General features: G+C 39.9%; 12 protein-coding genes. 8 read left to right on the top strand and 4 right to left on the bottom strand.

Translation table 11 applies throughout. The annotated features are described in order from the left end of the window. Positions 1-278: 278 nt before the first annotated feature. Positions 279-926 (top strand): NAD-dependent epimerase/dehydratase family protein, encoded by a 648-nt coding sequence (locus U859_RS0112795; RefSeq protein ID WP_025143763.1) that lies wholly within the window; start codon positions 279-281, stop codon positions 924-926. Between the two features lie 99 nt (positions 927-1025). After that, positions 1026-2069: an MBL fold metallo-hydrolase gene (locus U859_RS0112790; RefSeq protein ID WP_240183046.1), complete on the top strand. Its 1044-nt coding sequence runs from the start codon at positions 1026-1028 to the stop codon at positions 2067-2069. Between the two features lie 62 nt (positions 2070-2131). Here the strand turns inward: U859_RS0112790 and U859_RS0112785 are convergent, their stop codons facing one another. The 3 genes from U859_RS0112785 to U859_RS0112775 all read right to left on the bottom strand — a co-directional run bounded on the left by U859_RS0112785 (position 2132) and on the right by U859_RS0112775 (position 4658). After that, positions 2132-3160 (bottom strand): quinone-dependent dihydroorotate dehydrogenase, encoded by a 1029-nt coding sequence (locus U859_RS0112785; protein WP_025143761.1) that lies wholly within the window; start codon positions 3158-3160, stop codon positions 2132-2134. Between the two features lie 364 nt (positions 3161-3524). After that, positions 3525-4175 carry an NAD(P)-dependent oxidoreductase gene (locus U859_RS0112780; RefSeq protein ID WP_025143760.1) on the bottom strand — a complete coding sequence of 217 codons (651 nt, stop codon included), beginning with the start codon at positions 4173-4175 and terminating at the stop codon, positions 3525-3527. A 72-nt stretch (positions 4176-4247) separates the two neighbouring features. Continuing rightward, positions 4248-4658, bottom strand: coding sequence for an Rrf2 family transcriptional regulator (locus U859_RS0112775; protein ID WP_025143759.1), 411 nt, complete (start codon positions 4656-4658; stop codon positions 4248-4250). Between the two features lie 169 nt (positions 4659-4827). Between U859_RS0112775 and U859_RS0112770 the strand changes: the two genes are divergently transcribed. From U859_RS0112770 to U859_RS0112745, 6 genes are all read left to right on the top strand, one after another. Further along, positions 4828-6735 (top strand): ABC-F family ATP-binding cassette domain-containing protein, encoded by a 1908-nt coding sequence (locus U859_RS0112770; protein WP_025143758.1) that lies wholly within the window; start codon positions 4828-4830, stop codon positions 6733-6735. Positions 6736-7101: 366 nt separating this feature from the next. Beyond that, the gene (locus U859_RS0112765) at positions 7102-8379 is read left to right on the top strand and encodes a DUF5103 domain-containing protein (protein WP_025143757.1); all 1278 of its coding nucleotides are present in this window, start codon (positions 7102-7104) and stop codon (positions 8377-8379) included. A gap of 165 nt (positions 8380-8544) precedes the next feature. Next, positions 8545-9510 (top strand): formylglycine-generating enzyme family protein, encoded by a 966-nt coding sequence (locus U859_RS0112760; RefSeq protein WP_025143756.1) that lies wholly within the window; start codon positions 8545-8547, stop codon positions 9508-9510. A 33-nt stretch (positions 9511-9543) separates the two neighbouring features. After that, positions 9544-10863: a Gfo/Idh/MocA family oxidoreductase gene (locus tag U859_RS0112755; protein WP_025143755.1), complete on the top strand. Its 1320-nt coding sequence runs from the start codon at positions 9544-9546 to the stop codon at positions 10861-10863. 9 nt (positions 10864-10872) lie between these two features. Next, on the top strand, positions 10873-11868 hold the full coding sequence (locus U859_RS0112750) for an FAD:protein FMN transferase (RefSeq protein WP_025143754.1): 996 nt from the start codon (positions 10873-10875) through the stop codon (positions 11866-11868). Positions 11869-11888: 20 nt separating this feature from the next. After that, positions 11889-12815, top strand: coding sequence for a hydroxypyruvate isomerase family protein (locus U859_RS0112745; protein ID WP_025143753.1), 927 nt, complete (start codon positions 11889-11891; stop codon positions 12813-12815). A 1141-nt stretch (positions 12816-13956) separates the two neighbouring features. On the opposite strand, the gene U859_RS0112740 is transcribed toward U859_RS0112745, so the two are convergent. Next, positions 13957-15456, bottom strand: coding sequence for an alpha-amylase (locus tag U859_RS0112740; protein WP_025143752.1), 1500 nt, complete (start codon positions 15454-15456; stop codon positions 13957-13959). Positions 15457-15494 lie beyond the last annotated feature (38 nt).

The following is a 15494-nucleotide window of genomic DNA, read 5'->3' as shown; positions in this document are numbered from 1 at the left end:
TCCTTAATGGTATTAATTTCTATCATGTTATCCTGGCAACACTTAACCACTTAACATTAATAAATAAAATATACCCTTGCCGATATTTATTTAAACCTTATACCAAATTCCTCCTGAGCCTTTCAGCAAAGCAAAATTGAACTTTTCAACAAAGCTTTGATTACTTTTAACAACGATCTTCGTTTATAAAAACTGGTAAACAAAAAATAATTTGTTTTAACCTGATAAAAGCCGTAATTGTATATTAATTAGGCAGTTTTAACCATTAATATCATAAAATGAAGATAATTATTACAGGGGCCACCGGAATGGTTGGCGAAGGCGTTTTGTTCGAATGTTTAGAAAACCCGATTGTAGAAGAAGTATTGATTGTAAACCGCAGGCATTACGATCTTCAGCACCCTAAGTTAAAAGAGTTAATTGTAAATGATTTTACGAAACTCGAAACTTTTGAAAATCAGTTATCAGATTATGATGCCTGTTTTTATTGTGCCGGAATCAGCTCTGTAGGCATGAACGAAGAAAAATACAATTACATCACTTACGAAACTACCATGGCTTTCGCCGGGCAATTAATAAAATGGAACCCTAACATGGTTTTCAACTTTGTTTCTGGCGGACATACAGATAGCACCGAAAAAGGCAAAATAATGTGGGCACGCATCAAAGGTAAAACCGAAAATGCCTTAATGAAGCTTCCATTTAAAGCGCAGTATAATTTCCGTCCTGGCTTTATGAAACCATTTAAACAGCAAAAAAATGTAAAAGCACTATTTAAACCTGTTATATGGCTTTTCCCTATCCTGTTACCTAAAATATCACTAACGCTTAAACAGGTAGCACAGGCAATGATCAATGCGGTACAAAAGGGCTATCAGAAGCAGGTTTTAGAGATTGAAGACATCAAAATACTGGCTGCAAAATAAATGAGATCAAAAATGCGTCGTTTTTTAAAAATAATAAAAAATACATTTCTTTCTTTACTTGCGATCATAGCGATTTTAGCTGTTGTCATCTTTTTTTATATGCGACAACCGCAATTTGGTGCTGAACCTGCAGGAGAAAGATTGATCCGGATAGAAAAATCATCTCATTACAAAAATGGACAATTCCACAACCAGATAGAAAAACCAACCATTTCGGAAGGCTATAGTATTGCAGGGGAAATTTATTCTTCACTGTTTAAAAGCCACCCAAGAACAAGTCCTGTAGATCGTATTCCTTCTATCAAAACAAACCTCTTCAATATACCTTTAGACTCGAATGTGCTGGTATGGTTTGGTCATTCCTCATGTTTCATCCAGTTGGATGGCAAAAGAATTTTGATTGACCCTGTCTTTAGCGAACGTGCATCGCCACTGCCATGGGGCCCAAAAGCCTACGAAGGGAGCAATATTTATACTGCAGCGGATATTCCTCCTATTGATTACCTCATCATTTCGCATGATCATTATGATCACCTGGATTACCAAACGGTAGTAGCGCTAAGAGATAAGGTAAAACATGTGATCTGCGGGCTGGGTGTAGGTGCGCATTTCGAATATTGGGGTTATCCGGAAGAAAAATTGATCGAAAAAGACTGGAACGAGCGAGTTAACATAGACTCGAATTATACCATTTACACCGCCCCTACCCATCACGAATCTGGTCGTGGCTTGCGTAGTGCAAAAACACTTTGGATGTCGTACATCATCCAATCTCCATCCATGAAAATATACTACAGCGGAGATGGCGGTTATGATAACCATTATGCCGAGGCGGGTAAAAAATTTGGTCCGATTGATTTGGCTATTATCGAAAACGGGCAATACGATAAAGCGTGGCGTTCGGTACATAACTTACCCGAAGATGTGCTGCAGGCGGCAAAAGACTTAAAAGCCAAACGGATATTACCTGTTCATAATTCTAAATTTACATTAGGAAAACACCCTTGGGACGAGCCTTTGATCAGGATTTCGGAACTTGCCAAAGCGAACAACATTTCATTAGCCAGCCCAATGATTGGCGAAGTAGTATATCTTAACAACAGGCAACAACTGTTTAAACAATGGTGGCTTGGGGTTAAATAAAATAGGAAACTTAAGCTAGAACCATGATCCAGATGTAAAATCGGGACAGGGTGACAACTATATTAGACCAATTCCTTACAAATACTTTTGATCAATCCTGGCCCTTCATAGATAAAGCCAGTATATAACTGCACTAGAGAAGCACCAGCATCTAATTTTTCTTTGGCATCTTTAGCCGAATGAATTCCACCCACACCAATAATAGGAAAGGCTTTATTCGATTTCTCAGAAAGATATCGGATTACCTCGGTAGAGCGTTCTTTAACAGGTTTACCGCTTAGGCCACCTGTTTCCGCCTTCAAATCTTTCTCAGTAGCCAGATTTTCTCTGCTAATGGTGGTATTGGTAGCAATGATACCTGCAATTTTGGTTTCAGCAACAATTTCGATGATATCATCCAGTTGTGCATCAGTTAAATCGGGTGCTATTTTTAATAAAATCGGGCGCGAAATATCATTTTTACGGTTGCGTTGCTGTAAGGTATTAAGGATTTTTTTAAGCGGCTCTTTTTCCTGCAGCTCACGTAAGCCCGGGGTATTCGGCGAACTTACATTCACCACAAAATAATCTACTACATCAAACAAACGGTCGAAACATTTAATGTAATCACTCACCGCATCTTCATTTGGGGTAGCCTTATTTTTACCGATATTTCCACCCACAACAATATCAGGATGTTTATCTTTTAGCAAGCGTAAACGTTCGGCCATTACATCTACTCCCTTATTGTTAAAGCCCATTCGGTTAATCAAAGCCTCATCGTTGGGTAAACGGAACATACGGGGTTTATCATTGCCAGGCTGGGGCATTGGGGTTACCGTACCTACTTCGATAAAACCAAAGCCTAAATTGCTGAGTGGCTCCACATATTCGCCGTTTTTATCAAATCCAGCCGCCAAACCAACAGGGTTTCTAAATTTTATGCCAAAAACTTCTCGTTCTAAACCTTTAATATGAACATCAAAGCTGCTCCTGATAATGGTTTTACCTAAAGGAAACTTATCATTAAACCATTTTAACCGCTTTACTACAAAATAATGTACATTTTCAGGGTCAAATTTGAAGAATAGTGGTTTAATAAGGCGATACATGCCACGAAGATAAGAACTTAATGGTAATTATGGAAAAAAGGTTAAATAGTTAAATGTTGATTGGTTGATGGTTTGATAGCTCTTACCTTCCAATTTAGGTTGATGGTTCATGGGCGATGGTTTGATAGCCATGAGGTATAACCCAGCGTGCTATCGACTACGAGCAATAAAACTATTAACCATCAACCCTAGGCAACTCGGCCATCAACCATGAACTATCAGACCATCAACCCTAGGCAACCCGCCCATCAACCATGAACTATCAAACCATCAACCCTAGTCAACTCGGCCTTCAACCATCAATCATGAACTATCAGACCATCAACCCTAGGCAACCCGCCCATCAACCAATGAACAAACCTATCTAGTACGCTGCCGTAAACTGCTCCCGGTGGTGCGCGTTACTTTCCAGTTCATCAGCAATTACGATAGCTAAATCCTCAACTGATAAAATAGAACGGCCTTCTTCGTTAAAAACGGGACTGGTTTTACCTAAACGGTATTTCCCTGTACGGCCGGTAGTAATCCCCTGGTGCATTTCAATCGCCGGACTAAAAAACAACCAGTCTAATTCGGTTTCCTGTTTTAAGGTGTTAAAGTAATCTCTTACTGCAGTTGCTCCTGGTTTATATTCTGCCGGAAAATTTGGTCCATCTACTATTTGGTGACCATCAATCTGTAAAGTACCTGCCCCACCAATAAAAATATAACGTTTAACGCCTGCTAATTTTACGGCTTTCTGTATCGCTTCTGCACCCTGTACAGTATCGTTGTACAAATTGGGATTAGTCCAACCGGCATTGAACGCACTTACCACTGCATCAGTACCTTTTACAGCATCGGCCAGTTTTTCTGTATCCAACACATCTGCTGCTACCTTATTTACTTTTGCGTCACTGTTTTCAATTTTAGCGGTATCACGTGCAATGGCGGTTACTTCATTTCCGCGGTTTACCAATTCGTTTAAGATGGCTTTACCTACAAAGCCTGATGCTCCAATTAATGCTACTTTCATGTTATTCAATTTTTAATTTATAAATCTATTTTAAATTGTAATAATTTTTATTACAGTTTTTAACAAAAAATTTTATTCAAATTTTGATGCAAAATCTGCCAATGTCTGTTTTGATAAATTATCAATTAATGCATTTTCTGCATCACTATAAAGTGAATCTAAATGCTGGTTGATCTGTCTTCCAATCGGGCATTTCGGGTTTGGTTCATTTTTACTCTGGCCCAAAACATTGCTGTTTCTAACGGCCCTATAAACATCACCCAAATTAATATCAGCTGCACGCTTAGCCAGAAATGATCCCCCGCCCTTCCCTTCTTTACTATCAACGAAACCATGTTTACGTAAATTCATGATTTCTTTACGCACTAAAACAGGATTAATATTAATACTTCCTGCCAAATATTCAGAACTCACAACGCTTCCTTTCGCCTCATTTAATAAGGTTAAAATGTTTAAGGAAATGGGAAACCGGCTGCTGCTCATTCTGTAATTATTTTTATTACAGTACAAAGGTAAGAAGGTTTTATTGAAATCAAAATTTATTTTATAATTCCATATCAGCAGATTCTTCACCGAGCTCAGAATGACATGGTTTTTCTATTTGACTTTCCAACTGAAAAAAGCCTTTAAATTTCGTACTTTTGCAGCCGAAATGATTTCAATAAATAATTTAACATTCCTGATTGGCTCAAGGGCCTTGTACGATGATGCGAACTGGCATATTAAACCTGGCGATAGAGCAGGTTTGATCGGTGCCAACGGAACAGGAAAATCAACACTTTTAAAAATAATTGTAGGCGAATATGCTCCGACTTCGGGTACCGTTTCGATGTCGAAAGACTTGAAAATAGGTTACTTAAACCAGGATTTACTCTCTTATGAATCACACCATAGCATTTTGCATGTGGCCATGGAGGCTTTTGAGCGCCAAAACCAGTTGCACGATGAAATTGAAGAACTGCTAAAAAAAATCGAAACCGATTATAGTGAAGAGGTTTTATTTAAACTGAGTGATAAACAACAGGAATTTGAAGCTTTAGACGGTTATAATATTGAATATAGGGCAAACGAAATCCTGGCTGGTTTAGGTTTTAGTACGGCTGATCAGTTACGTCCGTTAAATACCTTCTCCGGAGGTTGGCGTATGCGTGTAATGCTGGCCAAAATCTTATTGCAAACTCCTGATATCCTTTTACTGGATGAGCCTACCAACCACATGGATTTACCTTCCATTAAATGGCTGGAAAACTATTTAATGGGTTTTGAAGGAGCGATAGTAATTGTATCTCACGACAGGTATTTCTTAGATAAAATTGTAAACCGTACAGTCGAATCGCGCAAAGGCAAACTGACTGTTTATGCCGGTAACTATAGTTTTTATGTAGAAGAAAAAGCTTTACGTGGAGAAATCCAGAAAGGCGAGTTTAAAAATCAACAGGCTAAAATCAAACAGGAAGAGCGTTTAATCGAGCGTTTCAAGGCCAAAGCTTCTAAGGCAAAAATGGCGCAATCGCGTATGAAAGCTTTAGATAAAATGGAGCGCATTGATGACGTGGATGACGATAACCCAACGGTAAACTTTGCATTTAAATTCTCTAAGCCATCAGGCAGGCACGTGGTACGCATTGAGCACGCCAACAAGAGCTATCCGAATGTGCACATTTTAGATGATGCAGAAGGAGTAATCGAAAAAGGTGATAAAATTGCCTTGATCGGAGCAAACGGTAAAGGTAAATCTACCTTGTTGAGGATGATTGCAGGTGCCGAAAAATTTGAGGGTTTTTGTGAAACGGGGCATAATGTTACCACCACTTTCTTTGCACAGCACCAGTTAGAATCGCTACACCTTGAAAACTCTATTTTAGAGGAGTTACAGGCTTTTGCACCCAAACATACTGATACCGAATTACGTAGTATTTTAGGTTGTTTCCTGTTTACAGGTGATGATGTTTTCAAAAAAATCAAAGTGCTTTCAGGAGGTGAGAAATCACGTGTGGCGCTGGCAAAATCATTAACCACAGATTCGAACTTCCTGATTCTGGATGAGCCGACCAATCACCTGGATATCCAATCGGTTAATATCCTGATACAGGCTTTACAGCAGTTTGAAGGTACTTTTATTGCCGTATCACACGACAGGTATTTCCTTGATAATGTGGCCAACAAAATCTGGTTTATTGAAGGCGAAAAAATCAAACAATATCCTGGTACTTACGCCGAGTATGAAGAGTGGAACAGCAAACGCATCATTCCTGTGGCTAAACCTATTCCGGTTAAAATGCCAGAAAAACAAAAGGAAGCACCAAAACCTGCAACACCAAATACCGTTAATCAGTTAAAAAAGCTGAATGACGAGCTACAAAAAACAGAAAAACTGATTGCTGAGCTGGAGCAAAATGTTAAAAACATTGAAGCAGAACTGGCTGATGAGAATGTTTATGGCAAAGCAGATAAACTGGCTGAAACCAACAAACGTTATTTAGCAACTAAAGCCGATTTGGACAACAATCAGACTAAATGGGAAACGCTGGCTGCTGAAATTATGGAGCTGGAAGGTTAACTTAAGTAATATAGATATAAAGCCGTCCCGATTTACATCGGGACGGCTTTTTTGTTTTGCCATATTTTTTTTTTGCAACGGAGACAAAGATTAACACGGAGATTAATATTTGGTTATGTCATGCTGAGGCACGAAGCATCTGTTTCATAGGTTGCAGATGCTTCGTGCCTCAGCATGACAGCGTATTCAAGGTTCCGGTGAGCAGAAAAAATCACTGCATTATTGGAAATTATTTCCTTCATAGACAGATCCCTCCGCTACGGTCAGGATGACGATACGCCGAAAATTCTCCGTGTTAACCCGCGCATCCGAGGCTAAACTTAATAACAGACTTTGCCACTTCCCAATAAAACTTTACTTTTAACCATGCAGAAAATATTAATTCCGGTTTTATTTTTCATCTCTACATTCACTTTTGCGCAAAACGATCAAAAGTTTACCAACGAGAATAAGATTTATCTTCCAAATATTAAAACAGTGCTTTGCTACAATAGTAATAAAGAGCAAAGCATCCCGGTGATTATGCTTAATTCGTCAGAAACCATTACTTTTTCTTTTGATGACCTGCTTGCCGGAACCAAAAATTACTGGTACACCATTGAGCATTGTAATGCAGAATGGCAAACTTCACAAATTTCAAGCATTGATTATTTAGGTAGTTTTAATGACGACCGCATCCTTAATTACCGCTATTCATCCAATACCACCCGGAAATATACACATTACGAAATCAGCTTACCCAATACACAGATTCAACCTAAAATTGGCGGCAATTATGTATTAAAAGTATACCTGGATGGCGACAAAAATAAACCTGTGATTTCACAGCGCTTTTATGTGCTCGATAGTCAGGTGGCCGTGGCAGCAGAAGTAACCAACTCGCTACAGGTAGAAAACAGGAATTACAAGCAGAAAATCAATTTCACGATTAACCATACCTTCCCTATCCAAAATCCTTATCAGGATTTAAAAGCTGTGGTGATGCAGAATTTCAATGCCAATACCATTCAGCTGAATACAAAGCCATCGTTTGTAAGACCAAATCAACTGGTTTATAACGACCTTAACACCAACGATTTTTGGGGAGATAATGAATTCAGGAAATTTGATACCCGCAGTTTAAGGTATAAAGCCGATAACGTTAAAGATATTTATCGTGATAACGAATCGGTTAACGTCATGCTTTTTCAGGATGCACCAAGAACGGCAGGCGCTTTCGCTAACCAGTACGATGAAAACGGAAACTTCTTTATCCGCAATACCGACGGACGGGATGATAAAACAGAATCGGAATACATGGGTGTGCTGTTTACTTTAAATGCTCCTGCACCAAGCACAAATGGAGATACTTACGTGGTGGGCCGCTTTAACAATTACACCATGAGCAATGAAAACAAACTCCTGTACGACGCAAACAGAAAGCAATTTTATGGCAATGTGATGCTTAAACAAGGCCTTTATGACTATGAATATGCCTGGTTTAATAAAGACACGAAGGTAATGGAAACCCGGTTTTTCGAAGGTACATTCTTCCAGACTGAAAACAGCTATCAGGTTTTTGTTTATTATCGCCGTCCTGGTGCCCGTTGGGATACATTAATCGGTTTTACCAATTTAAGCAATAAGGTAACCGACAGAAGATAAGCATCTTTCTTAAAGCAATATTAATTGTCAACTTGACTTTTAATGTTACAATACTTACCTTTATTGTTACATTAATTTTCTTTGTTTTAAATGTGGTTATTTACTTTAGTATTTCAGAAAGTGACCAGATAAATACTTAGAAAACATTGTTTCTAACCAATAATTATGTTTAAAAAATTAATTGCCGCTGCATTAATCATCAGTCCCTGTGTGCATATTTTTGCACAAAACTCAACCGGTTCGTACACCCAATCCATTAACGGAACCAAATTAAAATTCGATATGCAGGCCATTCCGGCAGGTAAATTTAAAATGGGAAGTAAAGCAGGCAAACCTGATGAACAACCTGTACATGAAGTTAAACTCGATGCTTTCTGGATCGGAAAACATGAAGTAACCTGGGATATTTTCGAACCTTTCCTTTACCGCGATTACGAAAAAAAAGCCAGTGAAGGCGCTATCCCTGCTGAAGTTGATGCCGTAACCCGCCCTACAAAACCTTACCTGGATATGACCTTTGGCATGGGCAAAGAACATCAACCCGCAGTAGCCATGACCCAATATAATGCCATACAGTTTTGTAAGTGGCTGTATGTGCGTACCGGCGTATTTTATCGCTTACCAACAGAAGCAGAATGGGAATATGCCTGTAAAGCCGGTACAGAAACCAATTATTCTTTTGGCAACGACGTGTCTAAACTGGGCGATTATGCCTGGTATAAAGACAACAGCAACAATAAAACCCATCAGGTAGGGCTAAAAAAACCAAATGCCTGGGGCTTGTTCGATATGCACGGAAATGTTAGTGAATGGACTTACGACCAATACCTGGCCGATTTTTATAACCAGGGCAAAGATAAAATCAGCGAAAATCCGATAGCCCAACCCGAAAAACTTTATCCAAATGCTGTGCGTGGTGGCTCTTATGATGAAATACCCGGCAATTTAACCTCAACGGTTAGATTGGCTTCCGATCCATCATGGAAACAATTGGACCCACAGATTCCGAAAAGTAATTGGTGGTTCCCTGAAGCACCATTTGTAGGCATGCGTTTAGTACGACCAGCTAAAACACCATCAAAAGAAGAAATCGATGCTTACTACAACAAACAACCTATAAAAGACTTTTAAAAACCCTATCTAACCAAAATAAAAACTAAACACATGAAAAAACCAATTAACCAACAAGATCGTCGCGATTTTTTAAAGGCAACTGCCATGCTTGCGGGTGGTGCCATGTTAAGCAGCATTCCATTGGCAGGAGCTTACGCATCAGGCTCAGATACTATTAAAATAGCTTTAATCGGCTGTGGCGACCGTGGTACAGGAGCAGCTTTCCAGGCCTTAAGCACCAAATTCAATATTAAACTGGTGGCTATGGCCGATGCTTTTCAGGATCGTTTGGATAGCAGTTACCAATCTTTAAGCTCTAAATTTGGCGCAAAAATAGATGTTCCTAAAGAGCGTCAGTTTGTAGGTTTTGATGCTTACTTAAAAGCCATTCCATTGGCTGATGTAGTGCTGTTAACCACTCCTCCGGGCTTCCGTCCTATCCATTTCGAAGAAGCGGTAAAACAAAATAAACAGATTTTTATGGAAAAACCTGTTGCTGTTGATGCTCCGGGGATTAGAAAGGTGCTGGCCGCTGCCGAAGAAGCCAAAAAGAAAAAATTAAACGTGGTAGTGGGTTTACAAAGACGTTACCAGACCAATTACCGCGAGTCGATGAAACGCATTAACGATGGTGCCATTGGCGACATTATGTCGGGCCAGGTATATTGGAACAGCGGTGGCGTTTGGGTTCGTCCACGCAAAGCAAACCAAACCGAAATGGAATACCAAATGAGAAACTGGTATTATTTTAACTGGTTATGCGGCGATCACATTGTAGAGCAGCACGTACACAATATCGATATTGCCAACTGGATCAAAAATGCACACCCGGTTTCAGTACAGGGAACAGGAAGCCGTGCCTGGAGAACCGGTAAAGATTATGGCGAAATTTACGATAACCACTCTATCGAATTAACTTATGCCGATGGTGCGGTAATTAACAGCCAGTGCAGGCATTTTGAAGGCATCAGCAACCGTGTAGATGAATCTTTTCAAGGTACAAAAGGTAAAATTTATCTTTCAGGAAGTAACCAGGCCATTATGAAAGATTATAAAGGCAAAGAACTTTATAACCACAATACCAAAGGAAACGCAAATCCTTACCAAACCGAACACGATGAGCTGTTCGATGCGGTTTCAAAAGGAGAATATAAATTTAGTAACGTAGACTACGCTGCAACCAGCACATTCTCTGCCATTATTGGCCGTTATGCTACCTACTCTGGTCAAACCATTAAATGGGATGAAGCATTGGCCGCTAACAACAGTTTATTGCCAGAGCGTTTTGCATGGGATGCCAATCCACGCCTAATGCCCGATGCGAATGGCTTATACCCTATCGCTATGCCAGGACAGGCAAAAGTGCTTTAACTATTTAAGATGCGTTATAGATTTTTGTTGCTACTGCTACCGCCGATTTTGGCTTTTTCTTTGAAAAAAGAAATCCGGCAATACAAAATTAACGGTTATGCACAGGGGACCGATTACGCTATAATGTATTATGCCACCGATAGTTTGGTAACCAAACAGGGCATAGACAGTTTATTAAATGAAATTGATTTATCGATGTCGCTTTACAAAAAGGGAACATTGATAAATCAGTTTAACGCCGCCGAAAAGGAAATCAAAACCGATCGTTTTATGAACGATGTGCTCAAAAGAAGTTTTGAGATCAATGCAGATACGAAAGGCATTTTCGACATCACCGTAGCACCTTTGGTTCAGGCCTGGGGATTTGGCCCAAAAGAGGCTAAATCAGAACCCGATCCGGCTACCATCAAATCGATCCTCAGCTGCGTGGGCATGAAAAACCTGAAGTTAAAAGATGGATGGCTCATCAAATCAAAACCATGCGTACACATCGATTTAAATGGCATTGCACAAGGTTACAGCGTCGATTTAATTGCAGCTTATCTTGAACAAAAAGGAATTAAACAATATGTAGCCGAACTGGGTGGCGAAATCAGGATATCTGGACCCAAACCCAATGGCGAAACCATGAAAATTGGTATCGAGGGTCCGGATAAAGACGGAACGCCCATAATCAGACATATTGCCGCAATTAATTCCGGAGCCATTACCACTTCGGGCAACTACCGCAAATTCCATCAAAGCGGAAAGAAGAAAATTTCGCACCTGATTGATCCTAAAACCGGTTATCCTTTAGACAATGAGATGATCAGCGTTACGGTTTATGCTAATGATGCCATTACTGCCGATGGCTACGATAATGCCTTAATGGCCATGCACCTTAAAGATGCCATAGCCTTTGTAGAAAGCCGGAAAAACCTCGAGGCTTATTTTGTATATCATCAAAAAGATGGCAAAGTAGCCGATACGCTAACTACAGGATTTAAAAAATTAATTACACGCTAATATCTGTTAAAACCAAACCGATGAAAAGAAGTGAATTTATAAGAAATAGCCTGCTCACTGCCGGTGCCATTACTACAGGAACAGGATTTACCAATACTTTTGCTGCTGAAAAACCAAATGATAAATTAAGCGATAAAACTTTTAACCTCGATTATGCGCCGCATCAGGGTATGTTCGAAAACCATGCCGGCAAAAGTTTTTTAGATCAGATCCGGTTCATGTACGATAAAGGTTTCCGTTCTATAGAAGATAATGGCTATCTCGGCCGCTCTGTTGAAGAACAGGAAAAAATAGGCAATCTATTGTCAAAACTGGGGATGCGAATGGGAGTTTTCGTGGTAGACGGGGGCGATAACTGGAAAACCTCCTTAACCACTGGCAAAAAAGAGTTTAAAGATAAATTTATCGAAACCTGTAAAAAATCGGTCGAAGCGGCTAAACGTTGCAATGCAAAATGGCTTACGGTGGTTCCGGGTTTTTATGAGCGTAATTTACCTTACGGCAACCAGTTTGCCAATGTAATTGATGCCATACGTGCAGGTGCCGAAATTTTCGAGCCTCACGGATTAATTATGGTACTGGAAACTTTGAGCGATACACCAGAGCTTTTCCTACAAAAAACGAATGAAACTTATGCCGTTTGCAAGGCCGTTAAAAGTCCTTCCTGTAAAATCCTGTACGATATTTACCACATGCAACGTACCGAAGGCGATTTAATTAAAACCATCGATCGCTGCTGGGATGAAATTGCCTACATCCAGATTGGCGATAACCCTGGCCGGAAAGAACCAACAACCGGAGAAATCAATTATAAAAACCTGTTTAAACATCTACATCAAAAAGGTTATAAGGGCGTAATGGGTATGGAGCATGGCAATTCTAAAAGCGGAAAAGAAGGAGAATTGGCGGTTATTTCAGCATACAGGGCTGAGGATAATTTTTTGTAGCAGGTTAGGGAATTTATATCGTTTATAACACCAGGTAAGATCCCTTTGCCGAGGTCTATGTCCCCACAGACCTCTATCTAATTATAATTTCAATCCGATACGTTCGATAAATGTTCTGTGAGGACACAGACCATGGATGAACAGAGCCGAAGCAATCTTTCATGCTTATAGCTCTATTATAAAGATTGCTTCCCCGAAAATCGGGGCAGGCTGTCGGCTGAAAAAGCCTTTTCGCAATGACGATACCTCTAAGGATAATCTCCTTTAGAAAACTCAAATAAGATCCCCTTGCCGAGGTCTGTGTCCCCACAGACCTCTATCTAATTATAATTTCAATCTGATACGTTCTGTTAGTGTGGTCGTCATTGCGAGGCCGGGATTGAGCGAGCCGAAGCAATCTTTCATGCTTATAGCTTTATTATAAAGATTGTTTCCCTCTATCTAATTATAATTTCAATCCGATATGTTCTATGAGGACACACACCATGGGCTTAACAGAGCTTTAAAACTAAAATGATTTGGAAAGCAGGTTTCTACAGATTCGGTTCCGGTAGTCCTGCTCTACATTTTATCCCAATGTAAGTTCGTACTGATTTGATCGAATCAAAAACCGGGATGTTCGTTCCGATCAGGTTTATTTAATTCAGGGCAGTGCTACTATTAGACATTTCCGTGCTGACGCCAATAATCTACATAATGCATAGTTCGTTAGTGTGGTCGTCATTGCTGAGGCCGGGATTGAGGGGGTAGAAGAATATTATAATTAATTGTACCTATAATACAGACTCAGGGAGTGACCACTATTGCTCAGTCAATCTTATAGCTTATTGCATTAAGATTCCCAATCAAGTTGGGAATGACGATACGTCTAGAGAATTCATCTCCATTAAACACCAATTAAGATCCGATAACCATGGTCTGTGTCCCCACAGAACACTGCGTAATATCCCACAATACACCCAATATCTAAAATCATCATAAACGGTCTGTGAGGATACAGACCAAGGATTGGATAAAATACCTTACCCAATGTCATTAAGTTAAGCCATCGGCACGGGTGAAAATAATTCAACCACAAATAAAAAGGATGAACACAGATGTAAAATCCGTTTTTATCTGTGTACATCTGTGGTTAAAAACCTTAACTTAATGATACGCCCACCTTTAACACCCAAACCGATACACTGCCCGCATTGCAATGAAATTCTGCCCAGCCGTTTTCATCGATTATTACCTCCTGCTCCCTGTAGCCTAAAGCATCAACAAAGGTTTTTCCGGCGAAACGTTTGCCTATTTCCATTTTTTTATATCCTTCTTCGCCTGTACTTAACAATACCGCAAGTCCGCTATTTTCATGTTCCTCATCCCCTTCCCTTGTCCAGCCTACACAATTGCCATGATCAAAATAATCGCGTTGCTCACCATAAGCTAAGGTAGTACGAATTTTACTCATGGTTTCTACTGCCGCGATCGCTACCAATTCTACGTGAACCTCATTCCCTTCCTGATCCTGATCATCGTAAATGCCGCCATATAGATCAGGGAAAAACAAACAAGGAATGCCCTGTAAACGCAATAAAATCATGGCATAAGCCAACGGCCTGAACCAAAAATCCACATAAGATTCTAATGCCTGTAATGGTTGCGAATCATGGTTATCCACAAAAGTAACCGCCAGTTCGGGCTTAATCTGGACCAAAGTATCATTAAAAATGGTTCGCATATCGAAACTCTCATCCTTACTGGCCACAAAAAAATTATGGTGCAAAAGCGAATCAAATATCTGCGTACGGCCTCCGGTAAGCTCAATGTATTCCAATTGTCCCGCTATATCTACCACATTCCAATCTTCGGCAACAATAAAAAACTCGCGGTTAAATTTCTGATTCAAATGGTCAATCCATTCGGTTATAAAACCAGGATTAATGTGTTTTACCGCATCTAACCTAAAGCCATCAACTTTAGTGGTTTCTACCACCCATTCGCCCCAATATTTTAATTCTTCTACTACGGCTCGGTTACGGTAATCAATATCATTAAACATCAGGTAATCGTAATTGCCCAGCTCGGTAGAAGGAACTTCTTCAAACCCTTCACCTACATTATTCTGGATAGAATAAATGGCCGATTTCTTAAGGTCTTCGGCCCAGTCTACCCCGCTAAAGCAATTGTGGTCCCAGATAAATTCAGAATATTTACCTTTTCGCCCCGGGAAGGTAAACTTTGTCCAGGCTTCTATTTCAAAAACATCACTGGTAAATTCGTTTCTGTTATCAGGGTTTACCGTTCTCACCTTCACTTTTTCCACTTCATCGCCACTAGCCTTATGGTTAAAAACGGCATCGGCTAAGGCATTTATGCCATTATCATGCAGCGCTTCAATAGCCTTGATATATTCATCTTTAGAGCCATATTTGGTATTCACACCGCCTTTTTGGTCAAATTCACCCAAATCGAATAAATCGTAAGTGGCATAGCCCACATCGTAAGCGGCATTGTTCGATTTATAAGCCGGCGGAAGCCAAACCGCAGTAATCCCTATTTCTTTTAAATGAGCGGCTTCGGAAGCCACTTTTGTCCATAAATTTTGCTCTTCGTTATAATACCAATGAAAAAACTGGATCAGTGTCTGGTTCTGCATTAATTTAATTTTTTATGACAACAGGATTCGCATTGAAT

Source organism: Pedobacter jeongneungensis (genome assembly GCF_000633455.1).
GTDB classification, from domain to species: Bacteria; Bacteroidota; Bacteroidia; order Sphingobacteriales; family Sphingobacteriaceae; genus Pedobacter; species Pedobacter jeongneungensis_A.
The sequence above is the reverse complement of the archived record's forward strand: the minus strand, read 5'-3'. Positions and strand labels throughout refer to the sequence as shown.

Excerpts from the sequence above, each read along its gene's own strand:
- U859_RS0112795 (WP_025143763.1), top strand. The coding sequence starts at position 279 with ATGAAGATAATTATTACAGGGGCCACCGGAATGGTTGGCGAAGGCGTT.
- U859_RS0112790 (WP_240183046.1), top strand. The coding sequence starts at position 1,026 with ATGCGACAACCGCAATTTGGTGCTGAACCTGCAGGAGAAAGATTGATC.
- U859_RS0112785 (WP_025143761.1), bottom strand. The coding sequence starts at position 3,160 with ATGTATCGCCTTATTAAACCACTATTCTTCAAATTTGACCCTGAAAAT.
- U859_RS0112780 (WP_025143760.1), bottom strand. The coding sequence starts at position 4,175 with ATGAAAGTAGCATTAATTGGAGCATCAGGCTTTGTAGGTAAAGCCATC.
- U859_RS0112775 (WP_025143759.1), bottom strand. The coding sequence starts at position 4,658 with ATGAGCAGCAGCCGGTTTCCCATTTCCTTAAACATTTTAACCTTATTA.
- U859_RS0112770 (WP_025143758.1), top strand. The coding sequence starts at position 4,828 with ATGATTTCAATAAATAATTTAACATTCCTGATTGGCTCAAGGGCCTTG.
- U859_RS0112765 (WP_025143757.1), top strand. The coding sequence starts at position 7,102 with ATGCAGAAAATATTAATTCCGGTTTTATTTTTCATCTCTACATTCACT.
- U859_RS0112760 (WP_025143756.1), top strand. The coding sequence starts at position 8,545 with ATGTTTAAAAAATTAATTGCCGCTGCATTAATCATCAGTCCCTGTGTG.
- U859_RS0112755 (WP_025143755.1), top strand. The coding sequence starts at position 9,544 with ATGAAAAAACCAATTAACCAACAAGATCGTCGCGATTTTTTAAAGGCA.
- U859_RS0112750 (WP_025143754.1), top strand. The coding sequence starts at position 10,873 with ATGCGTTATAGATTTTTGTTGCTACTGCTACCGCCGATTTTGGCTTTT.
- U859_RS0112745 (WP_025143753.1), top strand. The coding sequence starts at position 11,889 with ATGAAAAGAAGTGAATTTATAAGAAATAGCCTGCTCACTGCCGGTGCC.
- U859_RS0112740 (WP_025143752.1), bottom strand. The coding sequence starts at position 15,456 with ATGCAGAACCAGACACTGATCCAGTTTTTTCATTGGTATTATAACGAA.